This window comes from Mycetocola saprophilus, assembly GCF_000718085.1.
Lineage (GTDB): Bacteria > Actinomycetota > Actinomycetes > Actinomycetales > Microbacteriaceae > Mycetocola > Mycetocola saprophilus.
The window spans coordinates 551,016-567,861 of sequence record NZ_JOEC01000001.1 but is presented as its reverse complement, the minus strand read 5'-3'; the positions used below and the strand labels follow the sequence as shown (position 1 = coordinate 567,861).

The window sequence follows — 16,846 nt, the reverse complement described above, 5'->3', positions numbered from 1 at the left end:
TCACGAGGATGGGCCACGGGCGTTTTTGCGGGGGTTAGAACCAGGTGCTCTCGCGCACCTCACGCATTGCCTTGCGACGGTTTTCCTTGCTCAGCCGGTCGAGGTAGAGCATGCCGTTGAGGTGGTCGGTTTCGTGCTGCAGCGCCTGGGCGAGCAGTCCCTCACCGGAGACGGTGATCGGGTTGCCGTCCAGGTCGATGCCGGTGACGGTGGCTCGCTCGTAGCGCGGCGTGGGGAACCACAGGTCGGGAACCGAAAGGCATCCCTCCCCCACCTCGGTCAGCTCACCGGCCAGCTCGGTGATCTCGGGGTTGATGACATAGCCGATCACCCCGTCCACGTTGTAGCTGAACGCCCGCAGGTTCACACCGATCTGGGCGGCGGCCACCCCGGCGCGACCGGGCAGCTTGACCGAGTCCACCAGGTCGCGGATCAGGCCGCGCACCCGCTCATCGATCTGGGTGATCGGGTCCGACACGGTCTTCAGGACGGGGTCGCCGAAGATGCGGATCTCGCGTTCGCTCACCGGTGGTTCTCCCGACCGCTGGGCAGGCCCTCCACCACGGCGGCGGCCAGCTGGCGGGCCGCCAGACGGGTTTCCGGGGCCAGGTTGGCGAAGTCGATCGCCGAACCGGCGGCCAGGCGCGGGTCGTAGGGCAGGTGCACCAGGGCGCGCACGCGGGAGGCAAAGTGCCGGTCGATCTCCTCGATCTTGACCAGTCGGCTGATCGGAGTGGGTGCGTTGACCACCACAATCGCGTTCCGCACGAGCTCCTCGTGTCCGTTGACCTCGAGCCAGCTCAGGGTTTCCGAGGCCAGCTTGGCGTCGTCCACGCTGCCACCGGTGACGATGATGATCGAGTCGGCCCGGCCCAGGGTCGCCTTCATGACCGAGTGGACGATTCCGGTGCCACAGTCGGTGAGGATCAGCGAGTAGTACTGGGCGGCCAGGTCGGCGACCACGTTGTAGTCGTCCTCGTTGAATGCCTCGGACAGGTGCGGGTCGGTGTCCGATGCCAGCACGTCCAGGCGGGTCTCGTCGCGGGCAACCAGGTCCGAGAACTCGTTGTAGCCCACGATGTTTTCGGCGTCTCGCACGACGTCACGCACGGTGTAGCGGCTCTGGTGCGCGATCCGCTCGGCCAGGGTTCCGCGGTCGGGGTTGGCATCCACGGCGATCACCCGGTCGCTGCGGGAATCGGCCAGAGCCATGCCCAGCAGGGCGGTCACGGTGGTCTTGCCCACGCCACCCTTCCGGGTCAGCACCGGCACAAAGCGGGCCTCGCCACCGAGGGAGCGACCAATCTTGGTGTCCAGGTCCTTGCGCTCACGCACGGCCTTGGCATCACCCACGTTGATCAGGTGACCGGAGGCGCTGTACAGCAGGTGCTGCCAGAAACCCTCGGGGGCCGGACGGCTGGAGGGGCGGGTCTCCAGCAGACGGTCGGCGGTCAGCAGCGCGGCCGACTCGGGGCCGGCAACCTTACCCTGCTGCTGAATGCCGCCGGGACGGGCGGCGGAAACCACGGCCGAAGACACGGGCACGGGGATCTCGCCGGTGGGACGCACGGTGCTCTGCTGCCCCGTCTTGGTGGTCACGGCGGTGGTGGTCTCGGCGCTGGCGGCGGCCTGCCCGGTGGTGGTCTCGGCGCTGGTCCGGTCTGACGGGTTGGTCATGTCCTGGCTTTCGTCGTTCTGCTCCGCGTCGGCGGAGGGGGCGTCGAGTGACTCGGCAATGCCGGGCTCACTCGGGGTGATGGGGTCCGAATCGGACTCTACGTCGGCGGATGCGCGGGGGTCCTCGGCAATGTCGGTTTCGGCCGCCGCGATGTCGTCAACGGGCGAATCGATGTGCTCGTCATCAACCTCGTCGTACTCGGCCTCGATCTCGGCGTCCTCGTCGTCGGCATCGGCCAGTTCGGCCGCGGCAGCTTGCTCGGCGGCACGCTCCTCGGCCAGGAGGCGCTCGAACTCGGCCTCCTCGGCGAGACGCTCTTCCTCGGCCACGCGGGCAGCTTCGGCTTCCGCAGCGAGACGCTCTTCCTCGGCCACGCGGGCAGGTTCGGCTTCCGCAGCGAGACGCTCCTCTTCGGCAAGGCGAGCGGCTTCGGCTTCCTCAGCTACGCGAGCCTCTTCGGCCACGCGGGCTTCCTCGGCGAGACGCTCCTCCTCGGCAACGCGCTCCTCCTCAGCCACGCGCTCTTCCTCGGCAACACGGGCGGCTTCGGCCTCGGCAGCCACTCGTTCCTCTTCGGCGACACGCGCCGCTTCGGCTTCCTCAGCCAGACGCTCCTGCTCGGCCAAGCGGGCGGCTTCGGCTTCCGCAGCCAGACGCTCCTCCTCGGCCACGCGGGCGGCTTCGGCTTCCTCAGCAATACGCTCTTCCTCGGCCACGCGGGCGGCTTCGGCTGCCGCGGCCAGACGCTCCTGCTCGGCGATGCGCGCCTGCTCGGCCTCCTCGGCCAACCGGGCCTGCTCGGCAAGCCGCGCCTCTTCGGCCAGGCGCTCGCGCTCGGCCTTCTCGGCGGCGCGCTGCTCCTCCGCCAGGCGAGCGGCCTCGGCGGCCTGCTGCTTCTGCTCGGCGATGCGGGCGGCCTTGGCCTCCTTCGCGGCACGCTTCTGCTCGAGCTTGGCCTCCTTGGCCGCACGCTTCTGCTCGGCGATGCGCGCCTGCTCGGCCTCGCGGGCCTGACGTTTTTCTTCCGCCAGGCGGGCTGCCTCGGCGGCCGCCACACGCTTTTCCTCGGCGAGGCGTTCCGCCTCGGCCTGGCGAGCCTCCTCGGCGAGACGAGCCTGTTCGGCCTCCTCGGCCAGGCGGGCCTCTTCAGCAACGCGAGCTTCCTCGGCGAGACGGGCTTCCTCGGCCGCACGCTCGGTCGCCGCCTGCTCGGCAATGCGACGTTCCTCGGCCTCACGCTCGGCTTCGGCCTCCTCGGCCAGACGTCGTTCCTCGGCTTCGGCCTCCTCGGCCAGACGTCGTTCCTCGGCTTCGCGTTCGGCCTGCGCCTCATCGGCCGCACGCTGCTCCTCGGCCAGGCGATCCGCCTCGGCCTGCTCGGCGGCACGTTCCTCCTCGGCGAGACGGGCAGTCTCGGCCTCATCGGCCGCGCGCTGTTCGGCTTCCAGGCGATCGGCCTCGTCCTGCTCGGCCCGACGTGCGGCCTCGGCCTCGTCATTCACCCGGGCTTCCTCGGCAACACGAGCGGCCTCGGCCTCATCGGCAACGCGCGCCTCCTCGGCCTCGCGCTCGGCGGCAAGCTGCTCAGCCAACGCAACCTCGGCGGCGGCCTCGGCCGCGTGCAGATCGTCTACCGAGAGTGGGCTCGGCCGTTCGGCGGTGTCGGCGTCAAATTCGCCGTCCACACTCACCAGGTCGTCCTCCAGGACGTCCTCATCAAAGTCATCATCGTCGGCGTACTGCGCAAGCGCGGCGCCCACGGGGATCGATACCGTGGCCGGTGCCGCAACGCTGAGCGTTACGGCACCGGGATCGAGTTCATCGATCGGGGGTAATTCAATTTCGTGCTCGTCCATGGCAGCGCCATTATCGGCCTGTGGTGCCATTGTCCTTCGCCTCCAGCTCTGGGAGCACGAACCGAATAGTTCGTGCCTAAGCGCTCGCGCCGATCACTGCGATCAGATCGCCGGCCTCTACCTGCTGGGTGCCGGAGATTGCGAGCCGCTCAATTTTGCCAGCGATCGAGGCCGTAATTGCGGCCTCCATCTTCATTGCTTCAATCGAGGCGACCGGGGTTCCGGCCTCCACAACATCACCAATCTGACCCTTAAGAGTAACAACTCCAGAGAACGGCGCCGAAACGTGGGCGGGATTGCCCGCGTCGGCCTTCTCGGCAACCACGGTTTCCACGGTGATCGAACGGTCCCGAACGAACACCGGACGCAGCTGTCCGTTGAGGATCGTCATGACCGTGCGCACGCCCTTGCTGTCGGGTGCACCGATAGCCTCCAGGCCCGCGTACAGACGCACACCCTTGGAGAACTCCACCACGTGCTCCCCGCCCGGCTCCAGGCCGTACAGGTAGTCCAGGGTGGCGAGGATCGACAGGTCACCGTACTGCTCACGGCTGCGCTCGTAGCTCGCGGTGGGAGCCGGGAAGAGCAGGCGGTTCAGGGTCGAACGACGCTCCTCGGAGGTGCCATCCAGCAGTGCGGCGTCGGCTTCGGAAACCTCGGCGATCGAGATGTCAACGTTGCGTCCGGCCAGCACCTTGGTGCGGAAGGGCTCGGGCCAGCCACCGGGCAGGTCGCCCAGCTCGCCGGCCATGAAGCCCACCACGGAATCCGGGATGTCGTACTTCTCGGGGTTTGCCTCGAAGTCCGCCGGGTCCGCCTTGACCGCCGCCAGGTGCAGGGCCAGGTCGCCCACCACCTTGGAGGACGGGGTCACCTTGGGCACGCGGCCCAGGATGCGGTTGGCCTCGGCGTAGAGGTCCTCGATCAGCTCGAAGTCGTCGGCCAGGCCCAGCGCGATGGCCTGCTGACGCAGGTTGGAGAGCTGACCACCCGGAATCTCGTGACGGTACACGCGACCGGTCGGGCCCGGCAGACCGGACTCGAACGGCTTGTAGACGTGGCGCACGGCCTCCCAGTAGGGCTCGAGGTCGCTCACCGCGGCCAGCGAGATGCCCGCGTCACGCTCGGTGTGAGCGAGGGCGGCCACCAGGGCCGAGATCGAGGGCTGGCTGGTGGTGCCCGACATCGGGGCGCTAGCCACGTCCACGGCGTCCGCGCCGGCCTGCGAGGCCGCCAGCAGGGTCGCCAGCTGGCCGCCGGCGGTGTCGTGGGTGTGGACAACCACGGGGACGTCGAAACGCTCCCGCAGGGCGCTCACGAGCTTGGTCGCGGCGGCCGGACGCAGCAGACCCGCCATGTCCTTGATCGCCAGCTGGTGCGCACCGGCATCCACGATCTGCTGGGCCAGGTTGAGGTAGTAGTCGAGGGTGTAGAGATCCTCGTTGGGGTCCAGCAGGTCGCCGGTGTAGCACAGGGCAACCTGGGCCACGGCGGTCTTGGTAGCCAGAACCGCGTCGATGGCCGGACGCACCTGCTCAACATCGTTCAGGGCATCGAAGATGCGGAAGATATCCACACCGCTCTCGGCGGCCTCACGCACGAAGGCGTCGGTGACCGAGGTGGGGTACGGGGTGTAGCCCACGGTGTTCCGGCCGCGCAGCAGCATCTGGATCGCCACGTTCGGCAGTGCCTCACGAAGCTTGACCAGACGCTCCCAGGGGTCCTCGCCGAGGAAGCGCAGTGCGACGTCGTAGGTCGCGCCGCCCCAGGCCTCAACCGAGACCAGCTGCGGGGTCATCCGGGCCACATACGGGGCCACGGCGACCAGGTCGCGGGTACGCACGCGGGTCGCCAGCAGCGACTGGTGAGCATCACGGAAGGTCGTGTCGGTCACCCCCAGTGCCGTCTGCGCGCGCAGCTCGGCGGAGAAGGCCGCCGGGCCCACCTCGAGCAGGCGCTGACGCGATCCGGCCGGGGCGGGGATGGTCAGATCCAGCGCCGGCAGCTTCTCGGCCGGGTCGATGGTGTTCGGACGCGGACCGTAGGGCTGGTTGACGGTGACATCGGCCAGCCAGTTGAGGATCTTGGTTCCACGGTCCTTGGACACGCGTCCCGCGAGCAGCTGCGGACGCTCATCGATGAACGAGGTGCTCAGGTCGCCCACCTCGAACGACGGGTCATCCAGCACGGCCTGCAGGAACGGAATGTTGGTGGAGACACCACGGATCCGGAACTCGGCCAGGGCGCGACGGGCACGGATCACCGCGGCACCAAAGTCGCGGCCGCGGCAGGTGAGCTTGGCCAGCATCGAGTCGAAGTGGGGGCTGATCTGTGCGCCGGGGTTGATGGTTCCACCATCCAGGCGGATACCGCCACCACCCGGGGAGCGGTACGTGGTGATCTTGCCGGTGTCGGGACGGAAGCCCTGGGTGGGGTCCTCGGTGGTGATGCGGCACTGCAGCGCGGCACCACGAATCACCAGGGTGTCCTGGTCGAGACCGAGGTCGCTCAGGGTCTCCCCCGAGGCGATCCGCATCTGCGACTGGACGAGGTCCACATCGGTGATTTCCTCGGTGACCGTGTGCTCCACCTGAATTCGCGGGTTCATCTCGATGAACACGTGCTGACCCGCGCGCGCCCCGGCGGTGTCCACCAGGAACTCGACGGTGCCGGCGTTGGCGTAGTTGATCGACTTGGCGAAGGCCACCGCGTCGCGGTAGAGGGCCTGACGCAGCTCCTCGGAGATGTTGGGGGCCGGGGCGATCTCGACAACCTTCTGGTTGCGTCGCTGCACCGAGCAGTCGCGCTCGAACAGGTGCATCACGTTGCCCTGCTCATCGGCGAGGATCTGCACCTCGATGTGACGGGGGCGCAGCACCGCCTGCTCGAGGAACATGGTGGGGTCACCGAACGCGCTGTCGGCCTCGTGCATGGCCTCTTCCAGGGCCGGACGCAGCTCGGCCAGGGTCTCCACGCGGCGCATGCCTCGTCCGCCACCACCGGCGACGGCCTTGGCGAACAGCGGGAAGCCCACACCCTCGGCACCGGCCAGCAGCTCCTCGATGTCCCGCGAGGCGGGGGTCGACACCAGAACCGGAACGCCCGCGGCAATCGCGTGCTCCTTGGCGGTCACCTTGTTACCGGCCATCTCCAGCACATTGTTGGCCGGACCGATGAACTTGATGCCGTGGGCGGCTGCCTGGGCGGCCAGCTCGGGGTTTTCGGACAGGAAGCCGTAACCCGGGTAAATTGCATCGGCGCCGCTCTCCAGGGCGACCCGAATAATCTCCGACACGTTCAGATAGGCGCGTACCGGGTGACCCTTCTCACCAATCTGGTACGCCTCATCGGCCTTCAAACGGTGCATCGAGTTGCGGTCCTCATACGGGAAGACGGCAACGGTCTTGGCACCCAGCTCATATGCGGCGCGGAAGGCGCGAATCGCGATCTCTCCGCGGTTTGCCACGAGAATTTTCTGGAACATGTAACCCTTTCTGGCAGCGGGGCCTACCTGATCTTTCAGGCGAGTTTTAGGTGTAGACAGCTTAGTGAAGGTAATATCTAGTTTTGTGCATGTACTTAGCGTTTCTAGCCTCAAGGGCGGCGTCGGGAAAACTACGGTTAGTCTCGGCCTCGCTTCCGCCGCCTTCGCTAAGGGCGTTAGGACCCTGGTGGTTGATCTCGACCCCCAGTCCGACGTCTCAACGGGGATGGACATCGCGGTGGCCGGTCGACTCAATGTAGCGGATGTTTTGGCGTCCCCCAAAGAGAAGACCGTCCGTCAGGCGATCGCGCCCTCAGGTTGGACAAAAACCCACCCAGGAACCCTTGACGTGATGATCGGCAGCCCGTCGGCCATCAACTTCGACGGTCCGCACCCCTCGATCCGGGATATCTGGAAGCTCGAGGAGGCGCTGGCCTACGTCGAAGACGATTACGACCTCGTGATCATCGACTGCGCCCCGTCGCTTAACGCCCTAACCCGTACGGCCTGGGCGGCCAGTGACCGCGTGTGTGTGGTGACCGAGCCCGGTCTGTTCTCCGTCGCCGCCGCCGACCGTGCGCTGCGGGCGATCGAGGAGATCCGCCGCGGACTCAGCCCGCGGCTGCAGCCGCTGGGCATCATCGTCAACCGCGTTCGCTCGCAGTCGATGGAGCACCAGTTCCGCATCAAGGAGCTGCGGGACATGTTTGGTCCCCTGGTGCTGAGCCCCCAGCTGCCCGAGCGCACCTCGCTGCAGCAGGCCCAGGGCGCGGCCAAGCCGCTCCACATCTGGCCCGGCGACTCGGCTCAGGAGATGGCCAAGCACTTCGATCAGCTGCTCGAGCGTGTGCTGCGCACCGGCCGGGTGGGCGAGTACGCCGAGCCCGACCAGCCCTCCAACAGCCGCGCCGCCGCGATCCAGGCGGACTAGCCGGACACACCCGTCAACGCGGGCTCGGACCCTCGGGTCCGGGCCCGCGTTTTGTTGTGCGGAGGCCCCGCCGTACGCGGCCGGCGGCACCCCGGCCACGCAGTATCCCGTCGTATTCGGGATGTTCCCCGCGCCTCTGCGGGTCCGCCTGTACGGATGGGGACGGCATCGCGGAACTCAAAACACCCATTTTGCCCCTTTTCGGGGTGCAATTCGCGCAAACGTGCAGGCTGCTCGGGCGTCGCGACACGCCGAGGAATCGACCGTGTTGGGAAAAGTTCAGAGACTGGTCAGCTCACTCTCAGCACGGAAAGGGGACCTCGTGGACGCCCCCTACGCCCGCGGACCGAGCGCCATCCGGACAGACAAAACGAGCCAGGGATAACCCTGGCTCGAGGAGGAGTCGCGGACCCCTAGGAAACGGACCGTCCGCGGCGGCGGGCCGCGAGCTCATCCGAGGGCTCATGCTGCTGACGATCAAACTCCACCAGGGTGGACTCAACCTCGCGCAGCACCTTCCCCACGGCGATGCCAAACACGCCCTGACCGCGGCTCACCAGGTCGATAACCTCGTCGTTGGAGGTACAGAGATAAACCGAGGCACCATCGCTCATCAGCGTGGTCTGGGCGAGGTCGTGGACCCCGGCCTCGCGCAGCTGCTCGACCGCCGTGCGGATCTGCTGGAGCGAGATTCCGGTGTCCAGCAGGCGCTTGACGAGCTTGAGTACCAGGATGTCGCGAAACCCGTAAAGACGCTGCGTCCCCGAGCCCGCGGCCCCACGAATGGTGGGCTCTACCAGGCCGGTACGCGCCCAGTAGTCGAGCTGACGATAGGTGATCCCCGCAGCGCGAGCGGCGACGTTACCCCGGTAACCGGCGTCGGCATCAAGCTCGGGAAGTCCATCCGTAAACAGCGGATCAAGGTCGTAGCGCGGGCCTGTGCCCGAACCCGGTTCGTTCATGTGCCCGCTCCCTTCTGCAGTCTTCGGCGGGTGATATAACCCACGCTACCGGCAGCCGCGGACTTCTCGGCTTAGGCCCCCCAAAAAGGTGCGGCGTGTCGAGCCAAATCGGCCGATCCGTAATGCTTCCGTGACCTTGAGACCCCGCCGGGCGGCGTGTCGTCGCCGGGGAAAATAAGTCTAACCCCGGGTCACGCATCGGGCCAGGGTACGGCACACACCGCGCCTTCGGGTTGCAGACGGTGCACGTCCCTGGGGGACGCTGGCAGCGCTTGACCCTAGGAGCGCAGACGGCACTCGCCCCTGGGACACGGTCAATGCAGGGTCCTAGAGGCCCAGGCGGTGCTGAGCCTAGGGGCGCAGGCGGTCCAGGGCCGCGCGCAGCAGCACCGTACGAACCCGATCAAACCCCTCGCCGATCTCGGCAGCCTGCTCGAGCGAGCGGGCGCGACTGGCGGCATCGGGACGTGCCGCCAGGGAGGATACCGAGCGCTCGATCAGCCCCACCTCGCGCTCGATCTGCGCATGGAATCCACGCAGGTGACGCGGCTCAATGCCGCGACGGGAAAGCGCAACCAGGGTCGAGAGCATCGTGACCGCGTCCTCGGCGTAGCTCTCCCCCGCGGGGATCAGGCCGGCACTCACGGCCTCGGTCAGCAGCGAGGCAGGCGCACCCGTGGTCGACAGCAGCGTCTCCCGGGTGAGGCGGCGCGCACCCTGCAACATCGAGGAAGACCCGCCGGGCAACACCGGAGTGATGCCGTTATCCATATCCGTCAGATAGCCGCGAATCACCTTCAGCGGAAGGTAGTGATCACGCTGAAGCGAGAGGATCAGGCGCAGACGCTCCACATCCTCGGCGGAAAACTTTCGATAGCCGGACCGGGTGCGCTGAGGCGAAACCAGGCCCTGCTCCTCGAGGAAGCGCAGCTTGGAGTTACTCAGATCGGGGAAGTCACCCGAGAGACGGGCGAGAACCTGGCCGATACTGAGCAGACCGGTCACGCGTCCCAAATCCTGGGACGCGTGACCGGTCTGTGAACGAGCGGGTTGTACCGACACGTTGTTAGGCGTCACCCGGGACGTGCTGGTCGGCACGCAGGTCGTGGCGCGACGGGTAGAAGGTGAGGCGGAACTTGCCCACCTGCACCTCGGCACCGTCGTACAGCTCGACGCTCTCGATCCGCTCGCCGGCATGGTAGGTGCCGTTGAGGGAGTTGAGGTCGCGCAGCTCAAAACCATTGGGGGTGCGCACAAATTCGGCATGACGACGCGACACGGTCACATCGTCAAGGAAGATGCTGGCGTTGGGGTGGCGCCCGACGGTGGAGAGATCCGAATCGAGCAGGAAGCGGGCACCCGTATTGGGTCCGCGACGCACGATCAGCAGCGCCGAGCCCGGAGGCAGGGCGTTGATGGCCGACTGCTCGGCCTCGGAAATCTCGCGATCAATGGGCGCAACCGTGGTGCCGAGATCCTGGCTGTAAGCAGCCGTAGCATCGACAGCGGGTTCTCCCGCGTCACCTGTTGCGGGACGGCGCACAAACGACTGTGTGTGCGGGTTCTTATCTTCGTGGATTGACACCGTGTACCTCCTTTTTCCAGCCTATCGGATTGAACGTGCCCTGGGGAGTGCAACGCACGGTCCTCTTTATAGAAGTCATTTTGGGTCGGTTTTCCGAACGTCGAATATAAAAACCGCCGCCAAATACCCCCAACCCGCGGGACATATTCACGGTAATTCGCGGGATAACCCGCCACTTTCGCACGAAATCGGTGTGTTTCTTTTGATTCTGCGCTACTGTGAACGAAGCAAGCTCAGTGTGTCTGAGCGGTTCGCCTCGATGTGCATCGAGGAGGAAGTCCCCCGCTGACACACTCCGCACCAACACAGGGCACCCCCAGAAAGCACGCGGGGGTACCTCGGAAATTAGATGTCACGCATTACCACGCAGACCCGGGCCACGGCGGCCCTGGTGTCTTGGCCGAGCCGGCCGACCCGCATTGCGGGTGCCACGGCGCTGTATTCAGCACCGGGTATTCAGCGGCGTGCATCAGACATGTCGACCCCGTCCATGTCTCTCGCCTCACGCCCCGGCGTGTTGGCCTCCTCCCCCACCGAGGTCTCGGCGCCGTTCTCGCGCCGCCTCGCCGCCGGGCAGGAATCCTCAGATCTTCGCGTTGACCGGACCTCGGTTGCGCGTTCATACTCGTTCACACGAGACCCGAAGGGTTTTGGTTTCGACCAAAACCTGTCAGGATCCTCGATGAACGTTGTCGCACCGTTGTTGTATTGCACAGGTTTTGGGGCAGTCAGGTCTTCTTCGCAAGACATGATCGCTTTTCTTCAGGAGCTAGCACAGAACACCGCGACGAACCGGTTCGAAACTCGTACCGGGTCACCTAAAGAAAAGAGATAATCATGGCAACTGGAACCGTGAAGTGGTTCAACGCTGAAAAGGGCTTCGGCTTCATCACCCCGGACGACGGTTCGGCTGATGTTTTCGCGCACTACTCGGCAATCGCATCGAGCGGCTTCCGCTCGCTCGACGAGAACCAGCGTGTTGAGTTCGACACTGTTGAGGGCCCCAAGGGTCTGCAGGCTGAGAACATCCGCGGCGTCTAATACCGCAACCCCGAAACCCCCGTCGTCCCTTCGGACGGCGGGGGTTTCGTCTTGCCCGGGTCACTCACGGCGATAAGCTGAGGGCATGAACACGGAAGGCTCGGTACGCCTGGACAGCTGGCTCTGGGCCGTACGACGCTATAAAACCCGCTCCCAGGCAACCACGGCATGCCGTGCCGGACACGTGCGGGTCAACGGCGACACGGTCAAGGCGTCCACCCAGGTTAAGCTCGGCGATGAGGTACGTGTGCGCGTGGCCGGGTTCGATTCGATCCTCGAGGTCACCGGCCTGATTACCAAGCGGGTGGGTGCCCCTGCCGCGGCCCTGGCGGCCAAGGACAACACCCCGCCACGGCCCTCAAAGCTGGAAACGGCCGCGCCCATTCTGCGTGACCGCGGAGCGGGTCGTCCCACCAAGCGGGAGCGTCGCGCGCTGGATGAGCTGCGCGGCTTCGAACGGGACTAGCGCGGGCTAGTGTGCGGCGGCGAGGGTTCCGCCGACGGCGGTGTCGATGCCGGTTGCCGGGGTCAGCCCCGAGTGCACCAGCGAGATCGTGGCGCGCGCGACGCGCACGTAGTCGTCCCCGCGGGCGATGCGGCGCGAGCCGGCCTCGACCAGGCCCTGAATCAGTTCCACCATCAGGCTGGGGTTTTCCACGCCCATCTGGTCCACGGCGTCGCGCAGCGGCGACATCAGCGCCACGTGCAGCTCGATGACCTCGCGACGGTGGTAGTCCGGCAGCCGGGTTCCACCCAGCGCGTCGGCCACATCGTGCTTGCCCTCGGCGACCAGGCGCAGGCTGGTGAAGATATATCCGTCCAGGCGCTCGGAGGCGGTGGCCGAACCGGCCAGGGCTCGTTCGATCTCCCCGGTCCACTCGGCAAAGGATCCGAGGGCGATTTCGGCCAGCAGATCGGTTGCCGAGTTGAAGTACTCGTACACGCTGGAGCGAGCCAGTCCGATCCGCTTACCCACCCGGGCAAGCGTGACGGCGTCGACACCGGACTCCAGGAGCTCCTCGGTGGCGGCCTGGATCAGCTCATCCCGACGACGCGAGCGGTGCTCGGCTACGGTGGGCGCGGTGATACGTGGCATGACTCAAGTATCTCCCACCATCCTCCAAAAGGTGTAATGATTCCGACAATCTGTCGGATAGGGTTTTAAGCATGGAGATCCTGAGAAACGTTCTGCTCATCCTTCACTTTGTGGGTCTGGCCGCCATTCTGGGCGGGGCAATGACCCAGATCAAGGCCATTAAGACCGGCACGGCACGCCTGGTTCCCGGCATCCTGCACGGGTCGTGGTTGCAGCTGGTCAGCGGCCTGGGACTGGTCGCCCTGGCTGAAATGAACGCCGACGTGACGGTTGACCACATGAAGGTGGGCATCAAGCTGCTGATCCTGGTGGCGATCCTGGTGATCGCCCTGATCAACAAGAAGAAGGAGCCGCTGGCCGGTTGGGTGATTCCCACCGTGGCCGGGCTGACCGTGGTGAACATCATCGTGGCGGTTGTGGTTCGCTAGTCCCCCTCCCTCTTTTCCCCGCCGGGCATCCCGCCCGGCGGGGTTTTCTGTTTAGAGCGTGGGGATCGCGTCCCAGATATCCGCGGCGAGACGCTCCAGCAGTGGGCCCGCCTCGGCCATGCTGCGCGCGGGATCGGGCTCAATCGCGGCGAGGGCAAACACGCGACCCAGGTGGGCGTCCCGTGCTTGCGCCGGGGTGAGTTCCGAGCGCCCGCACACGACCAGCACGGGCACACCCACTCGATGGGCAGCCTCGGCCACCCCCACCGGAACCTTGCCGCCGAGGCTCTGAGCATCCAGGCTGCCCTCGCCGGTGATGACCAGGTCGGCGCCCCGAATGAGCCGGTCCACACCGGTGAGTTCACACACCACGTCGATGCCGGGACGCCGCTCGGCGCGCAGGATCCCCAGCGCCGCAAAACCGACCCCACCCGCGGCACCGGCCCCGGGAGAACTCGCGGCACCCCACACCGCATCGGCCACGACACCCGCCCCCGGAGAACTCGCGGCACCCCACACCGCATCGGCCACGACACCCGCCCCCGGAGAACTCGCAGCATGCTGGACCAGGTCGGACTCCGGGGCCTCTGCCGCGGCGAGTACCGCCACCAGGCGGGCCAGGGCGGCGTCCAGGCGCGCGCGAAGATCCTCGTCGGCACCCTTCTGAGCCCCAAAAACCCGGGCCGCCCCGCGCGGGCCGCACAGTGGGTTATCCACGTCGGAGGCGAGAACAAACTCGGTGGCGCTGATCCGCGGGTCGAGGGTCGAGAGGTCCGCAGTCGCGAGGCTTTCCAGCCCCAGACCCCCGGGTGGGATCGGGTCCCCGGAGTGATCCAGCAGGCGCACGCCCAGGGCCGTGAGAAGACCGGCACCACCGTCGGTGGTGGCGCTGCCGCCCACGGCGAGAATGATTCGCGTGGCCCCACGGTCCAGGGCCGCGCGGATCAGCTCGCCGGTGCCCACCGTGGTGGCCGCGCCGGGATCTCGACGATCCGGCGGCACCAGGTCGAGTCCGGAGGCTGCGGCCAGCTCAACCAACGCGGTGCGAGACTCGGAGGGTGGGTCCGCGGGTGTGGCTGTAGCCGCGGTTTCGGCTTCCTGAGTGGCGGTTGCCTGGGTGGCGGTTGCTCGGTCGATTGCCGCCACTCCGGAGGAATCGGATGCGGGTGTGGCATCGGCGGGTGGGAACAGGGCAAATGATGCCGAGACCGGGGTACCGTGTGGCCCGACTACGCGCACCGGGATCTCGGTCGCGCCCGCTTCCAGTGCGGCGCGCAGCGTGCCCTCCCCGCCGTCGGCCAGGGGCACGATGTCGATGATCGGTTCCGAAGCTCCCGCGGCGTGGGCGGCCGCGCGCAGGCCACGCGCCAGATGGGTACCCACGGCGCGGGCGTCGAGGGAGTGTTTGAACTTGTCGGTCGCAATGACGATGCGCATGGGTCCGCCTTCGTTGGCCAGCCTGGGGTGGCACCAGCCTAGCGGGCGCTCCGGATCCACGGCACAAACACGAATGCCCGGCCCCGCGAAGGCGAAGCCGGGCATCGTCGAAGCGGTCTAGTCGGCGTCGAAGGGGCGCACGTTGAACGCGGCCGCCAGCGCCATGATCTTGCGGGCGCGGCCGAGGCGCGGCAGGTCCGATCCGTCGCGGACGATCTCGCCGCGGGCGGTGAAGTCCAGCAGGAAGGTGTTGGCCCAGCTCACGTCGGTACGGGTCGGGCTGATGACCTCGTTAACCACCGGGGTCTGATCCGCGCTCAGGCACAGCTTGCCGGTCATGCCCATCATCACGGTGATGCCCGACTGCTCGCGCAGGATCGGGTGGCTCTCGCCCACGGTCGGTCCATCGATCGGACCGGGCAGGCCGGCCGCGCGGCTGGCAACCACCAGGCGGGCGCGCGGGTAGGCCATCGCCTCACGGTCGGCGCTCATGCCGGTGTCGCGACGGAAGTCGCCGGAGCCAAACGCCAGGCGGAAGGCACCGGGCGCACGGGCGATACGACCGGCGTCCTCGATGCCCAGGGCCGACTCAACCAGGGCAACCACGGGACGCTGCCCGCCGAGGATCTGGTGGGTCGCGGTGACCTGCTCGGGATCCTCGGTCTTGGCCAGCATGACCCCCAGCAGGCCGGGCGCGTGACGCAGGGCCTCCAGGTCGTCCCGCCAGAACTCGGTGGTGTAGTCGTTGATCCGCACCCAGGCGCTGTTGCCCTCGGTGTGCAGCCAGCGGGCGACGTCCTCGCGCGCCTGGGGCTTGCGGCTCGGGTCCACGGCGTCCTCGATGTCCAGGATGACCGCGTCGGCCGAGGAGCGCACACCCTGCTCGATCAGGTCGGGCTGAGTGGCGTTGACCAGCAGCCAGGAGCGGGCGAGGTCCGCGGGTACCGCGGTACGACGCCGAGTCGAGGGAAGGTCGATGGTATTCGTGGTCAGCGGTTCACTCAATTTTGTACTCTTTCCCATTCCCCAGCCGCGGAATGTGTTCACCGGAGGCACGCATGCCCGGGTACTCTCGTCCATTCACGGGTCGCGACGTCGCGAGCGGCACCACGGGGCGGGCCAGCGTCCATCGTAACCCGACCCCGCCACGTACACGCCGAGGGGTGCGAAACTCCGCGATGACCACGCGGTTTATCCCCGGTCGCGACAGACACGGAGCGGAAACTTTTGTTGCCGGGATGGATACCCGCACACCCAAAATCCGCGGGATTTCGGGGATGTCCGCCGCGACCCACACGGGCCACCGCGCCAAACCGTCGGTTTGCCGAAAATCGCCCGCGTCTGGCGGGGCAGACAAAAACCCGGGCACCGGATGTGGCGGGGCACTCGAAACCGGTCTAGACGAGGGAACGCAGGGTGGCCACGATGCCCGCGCCACCGGCGAGGAGTAGTTCGGCATCGGGGCGGTCCCCGGTTTCTCCCGCGAGGACGCCCCCGGCCTCGGTGACGATCAGCGCACCGGCGGCCCAGTCCCAGGGTGCGAGACCGCGCTCGACATAGGCGGCCACGTGTCCCGCGGCGACCGCGCACAGGTCTGCGGCAGCCGATCCCCCGATCCGGAGATCCCGCACCCGCGGGGTGAGAGCTTCCAGGGTCGCCGCCTGTCGGCGTCGAATGGCCGGGTCATACGCCAGTCCGGTCGCGATGATCGCCGCGCTCAGGTCGGCACCGGCCAGCACCCTGACCGTCCGGCCATCCGCGGTGGCGCCGCCGCCGGCGTGGGCCGAGAACAGCTCCGTCGCGGTATTGCCCAGGCACAGCGCGATCGCGCCGGCATAGGCGCGCCACCGAGCCGGGTCGCCCGGGGCGCTGACCGCGGCCACCGACACCGCGAAGGGTCCGGCACCGGTGACAAAGTTGGTGGTCCCATCGATCGGATCGACCACCCAGACGATGCCGCTGGTCCCGGCGATCTGCGCGGTACCCTCCTCGCCGAGGAAACCGTCCTCGGGACGGGCAGTCAGCAGGATGTCGCGCAGCAGGTGTTCGGCCTCGCGATCCACCTCGGTCACCACGTCGATCGCGGAGGACTTGGTATCCACGGCACCGATGCCCGTGCGCCGACGCTCGAGGATGTGCTCGCGAACCCGCAGCGCGGCGGATTCGGCGAGCGCGCGCAGGGCCGCGGGGACGGCGTGCTCCGTGGGAGCCGCGTGATCGGAGGCCACGGTCTCGGCGGTGCCGGTCCGGGCCGCGGGGGTAGGGGGCGCGGCGGGGGCGGCATGCTCGGTGGAGGCGGGGACGGAGCCTGGGGCTGATGCGGAAGTGGCGGTCATGGACGCGCTCGC

14 protein-coding genes are annotated in these 16,846 nt (G+C 67.4%); 4 read left to right on the top strand and 10 right to left on the bottom strand.

Annotation, left to right across the window (positions count from 1 at the left end; all coding sequences use genetic code 11):
• Positions 1–34: 34 nt before the first annotated feature.
• The 3 genes from def to IE92_RS0102515 form a co-directional block, all read right to left on the bottom strand.
• Entirely contained in the window at positions 35–526 is a 492-nt protein-coding gene (def, locus tag IE92_RS0102535; protein WP_030143306.1) for a peptide deformylase, read from the bottom strand.
• Positions 523–3,534 carry a nucleotide-binding protein gene (locus IE92_RS19085; protein WP_051701508.1) on the bottom strand — a complete coding sequence of 1,004 codons (3,012 nt, stop codon included), beginning with the start codon at positions 3,532–3,534 and terminating at the stop codon, positions 523–525. The genes def and IE92_RS19085 overlap by 4 nt, the downstream gene beginning before the upstream one ends.
• Positions 3,535–3,610: 76 nt before the next feature.
• Positions 3,611–7,018: a pyruvate carboxylase gene (locus IE92_RS0102515; RefSeq protein ID WP_030143305.1), complete on the bottom strand. Its 3,408-nt coding sequence runs from the start codon at positions 7,016–7,018 to the stop codon at positions 3,611–3,613.
• Positions 7,019–7,103: 85 nt separating this feature from the next.
• On the opposite strand from IE92_RS0102515, the gene IE92_RS0102510 reads away from it, so the two are divergent.
• On the top strand, positions 7,104–7,949 hold the full coding sequence (locus tag IE92_RS0102510) for a ParA family protein (protein WP_051701507.1): 846 nt from the start codon (positions 7,104–7,106) through the stop codon (positions 7,947–7,949).
• Positions 7,950–8,362: 413 nt separating this feature from the next.
• Here IE92_RS0102510 and IE92_RS0102505 read toward each other — a convergent pair whose 3' ends face one another.
• From IE92_RS0102505 to IE92_RS0102495, 3 genes are all read right to left on the bottom strand, one after another.
• On the bottom strand, positions 8,363–8,911 hold the full coding sequence (locus IE92_RS0102505; protein ID WP_030143303.1) for a MerR family transcriptional regulator: 549 nt from the start codon (positions 8,909–8,911) through the stop codon (positions 8,363–8,365).
• A 351-nt stretch (positions 8,912–9,262) separates the two neighbouring features.
• A complete protein-coding gene (gene ftsR / locus IE92_RS0102500; RefSeq protein WP_169740212.1) occupies positions 9,263–9,916 on the bottom strand; it encodes a transcriptional regulator FtsR in 654 nt (217 codons plus the stop codon).
• Positions 9,917–9,977: 61 nt separating this feature from the next.
• The gene (locus IE92_RS0102495) at positions 9,978–10,454 is read right to left on the bottom strand and encodes an FHA domain-containing protein (RefSeq protein ID WP_043321433.1); all 477 of its coding nucleotides are present in this window, start codon (positions 10,452–10,454) and stop codon (positions 9,978–9,980) included.
• Positions 10,455–11,333: 879 nt separating this feature from the next.
• Here IE92_RS0102495 and IE92_RS0102490 point away from each other — a divergent pair.
• Complete coding sequence (locus tag IE92_RS0102490) at positions 11,334–11,537, top strand: cold-shock protein (protein ID WP_030143300.1); 204 nt, start codon at positions 11,334–11,336, stop codon at positions 11,535–11,537.
• Positions 11,538–11,622: 85 nt separating this feature from the next.
• Positions 11,623–12,003, top strand: a complete 381-nt coding sequence (locus IE92_RS0102485; RefSeq protein ID WP_030143299.1) for an RNA-binding S4 domain-containing protein — start codon at positions 11,623–11,625, stop codon at positions 12,001–12,003.
• A gap of 6 nt (positions 12,004–12,009) precedes the next feature.
• On the opposite strand, the gene IE92_RS0102480 is transcribed toward IE92_RS0102485, so the two are convergent.
• Positions 12,010–12,633 carry a TetR/AcrR family transcriptional regulator gene (locus tag IE92_RS0102480; RefSeq protein WP_051701506.1) on the bottom strand — a complete coding sequence of 208 codons (624 nt, stop codon included), beginning with the start codon at positions 12,631–12,633 and terminating at the stop codon, positions 12,010–12,012.
• A 71-nt stretch (positions 12,634–12,704) separates the two neighbouring features.
• Between IE92_RS0102480 and IE92_RS0102475 the strand changes: the two genes are divergently transcribed.
• Positions 12,705–13,061 (top strand): hypothetical protein, encoded by a 357-nt coding sequence (locus IE92_RS0102475; RefSeq protein ID WP_030143297.1) that lies wholly within the window; start codon positions 12,705–12,707, stop codon positions 13,059–13,061.
• Positions 13,062–13,112: 51 nt separating this feature from the next.
• On the opposite strand, the gene IE92_RS0102470 is transcribed toward IE92_RS0102475, so the two are convergent.
• The 3 genes from IE92_RS0102470 to IE92_RS0102460 form a co-directional block, all read right to left on the bottom strand.
• A complete protein-coding gene (locus tag IE92_RS0102470; protein ID WP_030143296.1) occupies positions 13,113–14,498 on the bottom strand; it encodes a glycerate kinase in 1,386 nt (461 codons plus the stop codon).
• Between the two features lie 117 nt (positions 14,499–14,615).
• On the bottom strand, positions 14,616–15,521 hold the full coding sequence (locus IE92_RS0102465) for an HpcH/HpaI aldolase/citrate lyase family protein (protein WP_051701539.1): 906 nt from the start codon (positions 15,519–15,521) through the stop codon (positions 14,616–14,618).
• Between the two features lie 374 nt (positions 15,522–15,895).
• Positions 15,896–16,834: an inositol monophosphatase family protein gene (locus IE92_RS0102460; RefSeq protein WP_051701505.1), complete on the bottom strand. Its 939-nt coding sequence runs from the start codon at positions 16,832–16,834 to the stop codon at positions 15,896–15,898.
• Positions 16,835–16,846: the final 12 nt, after the last annotated feature.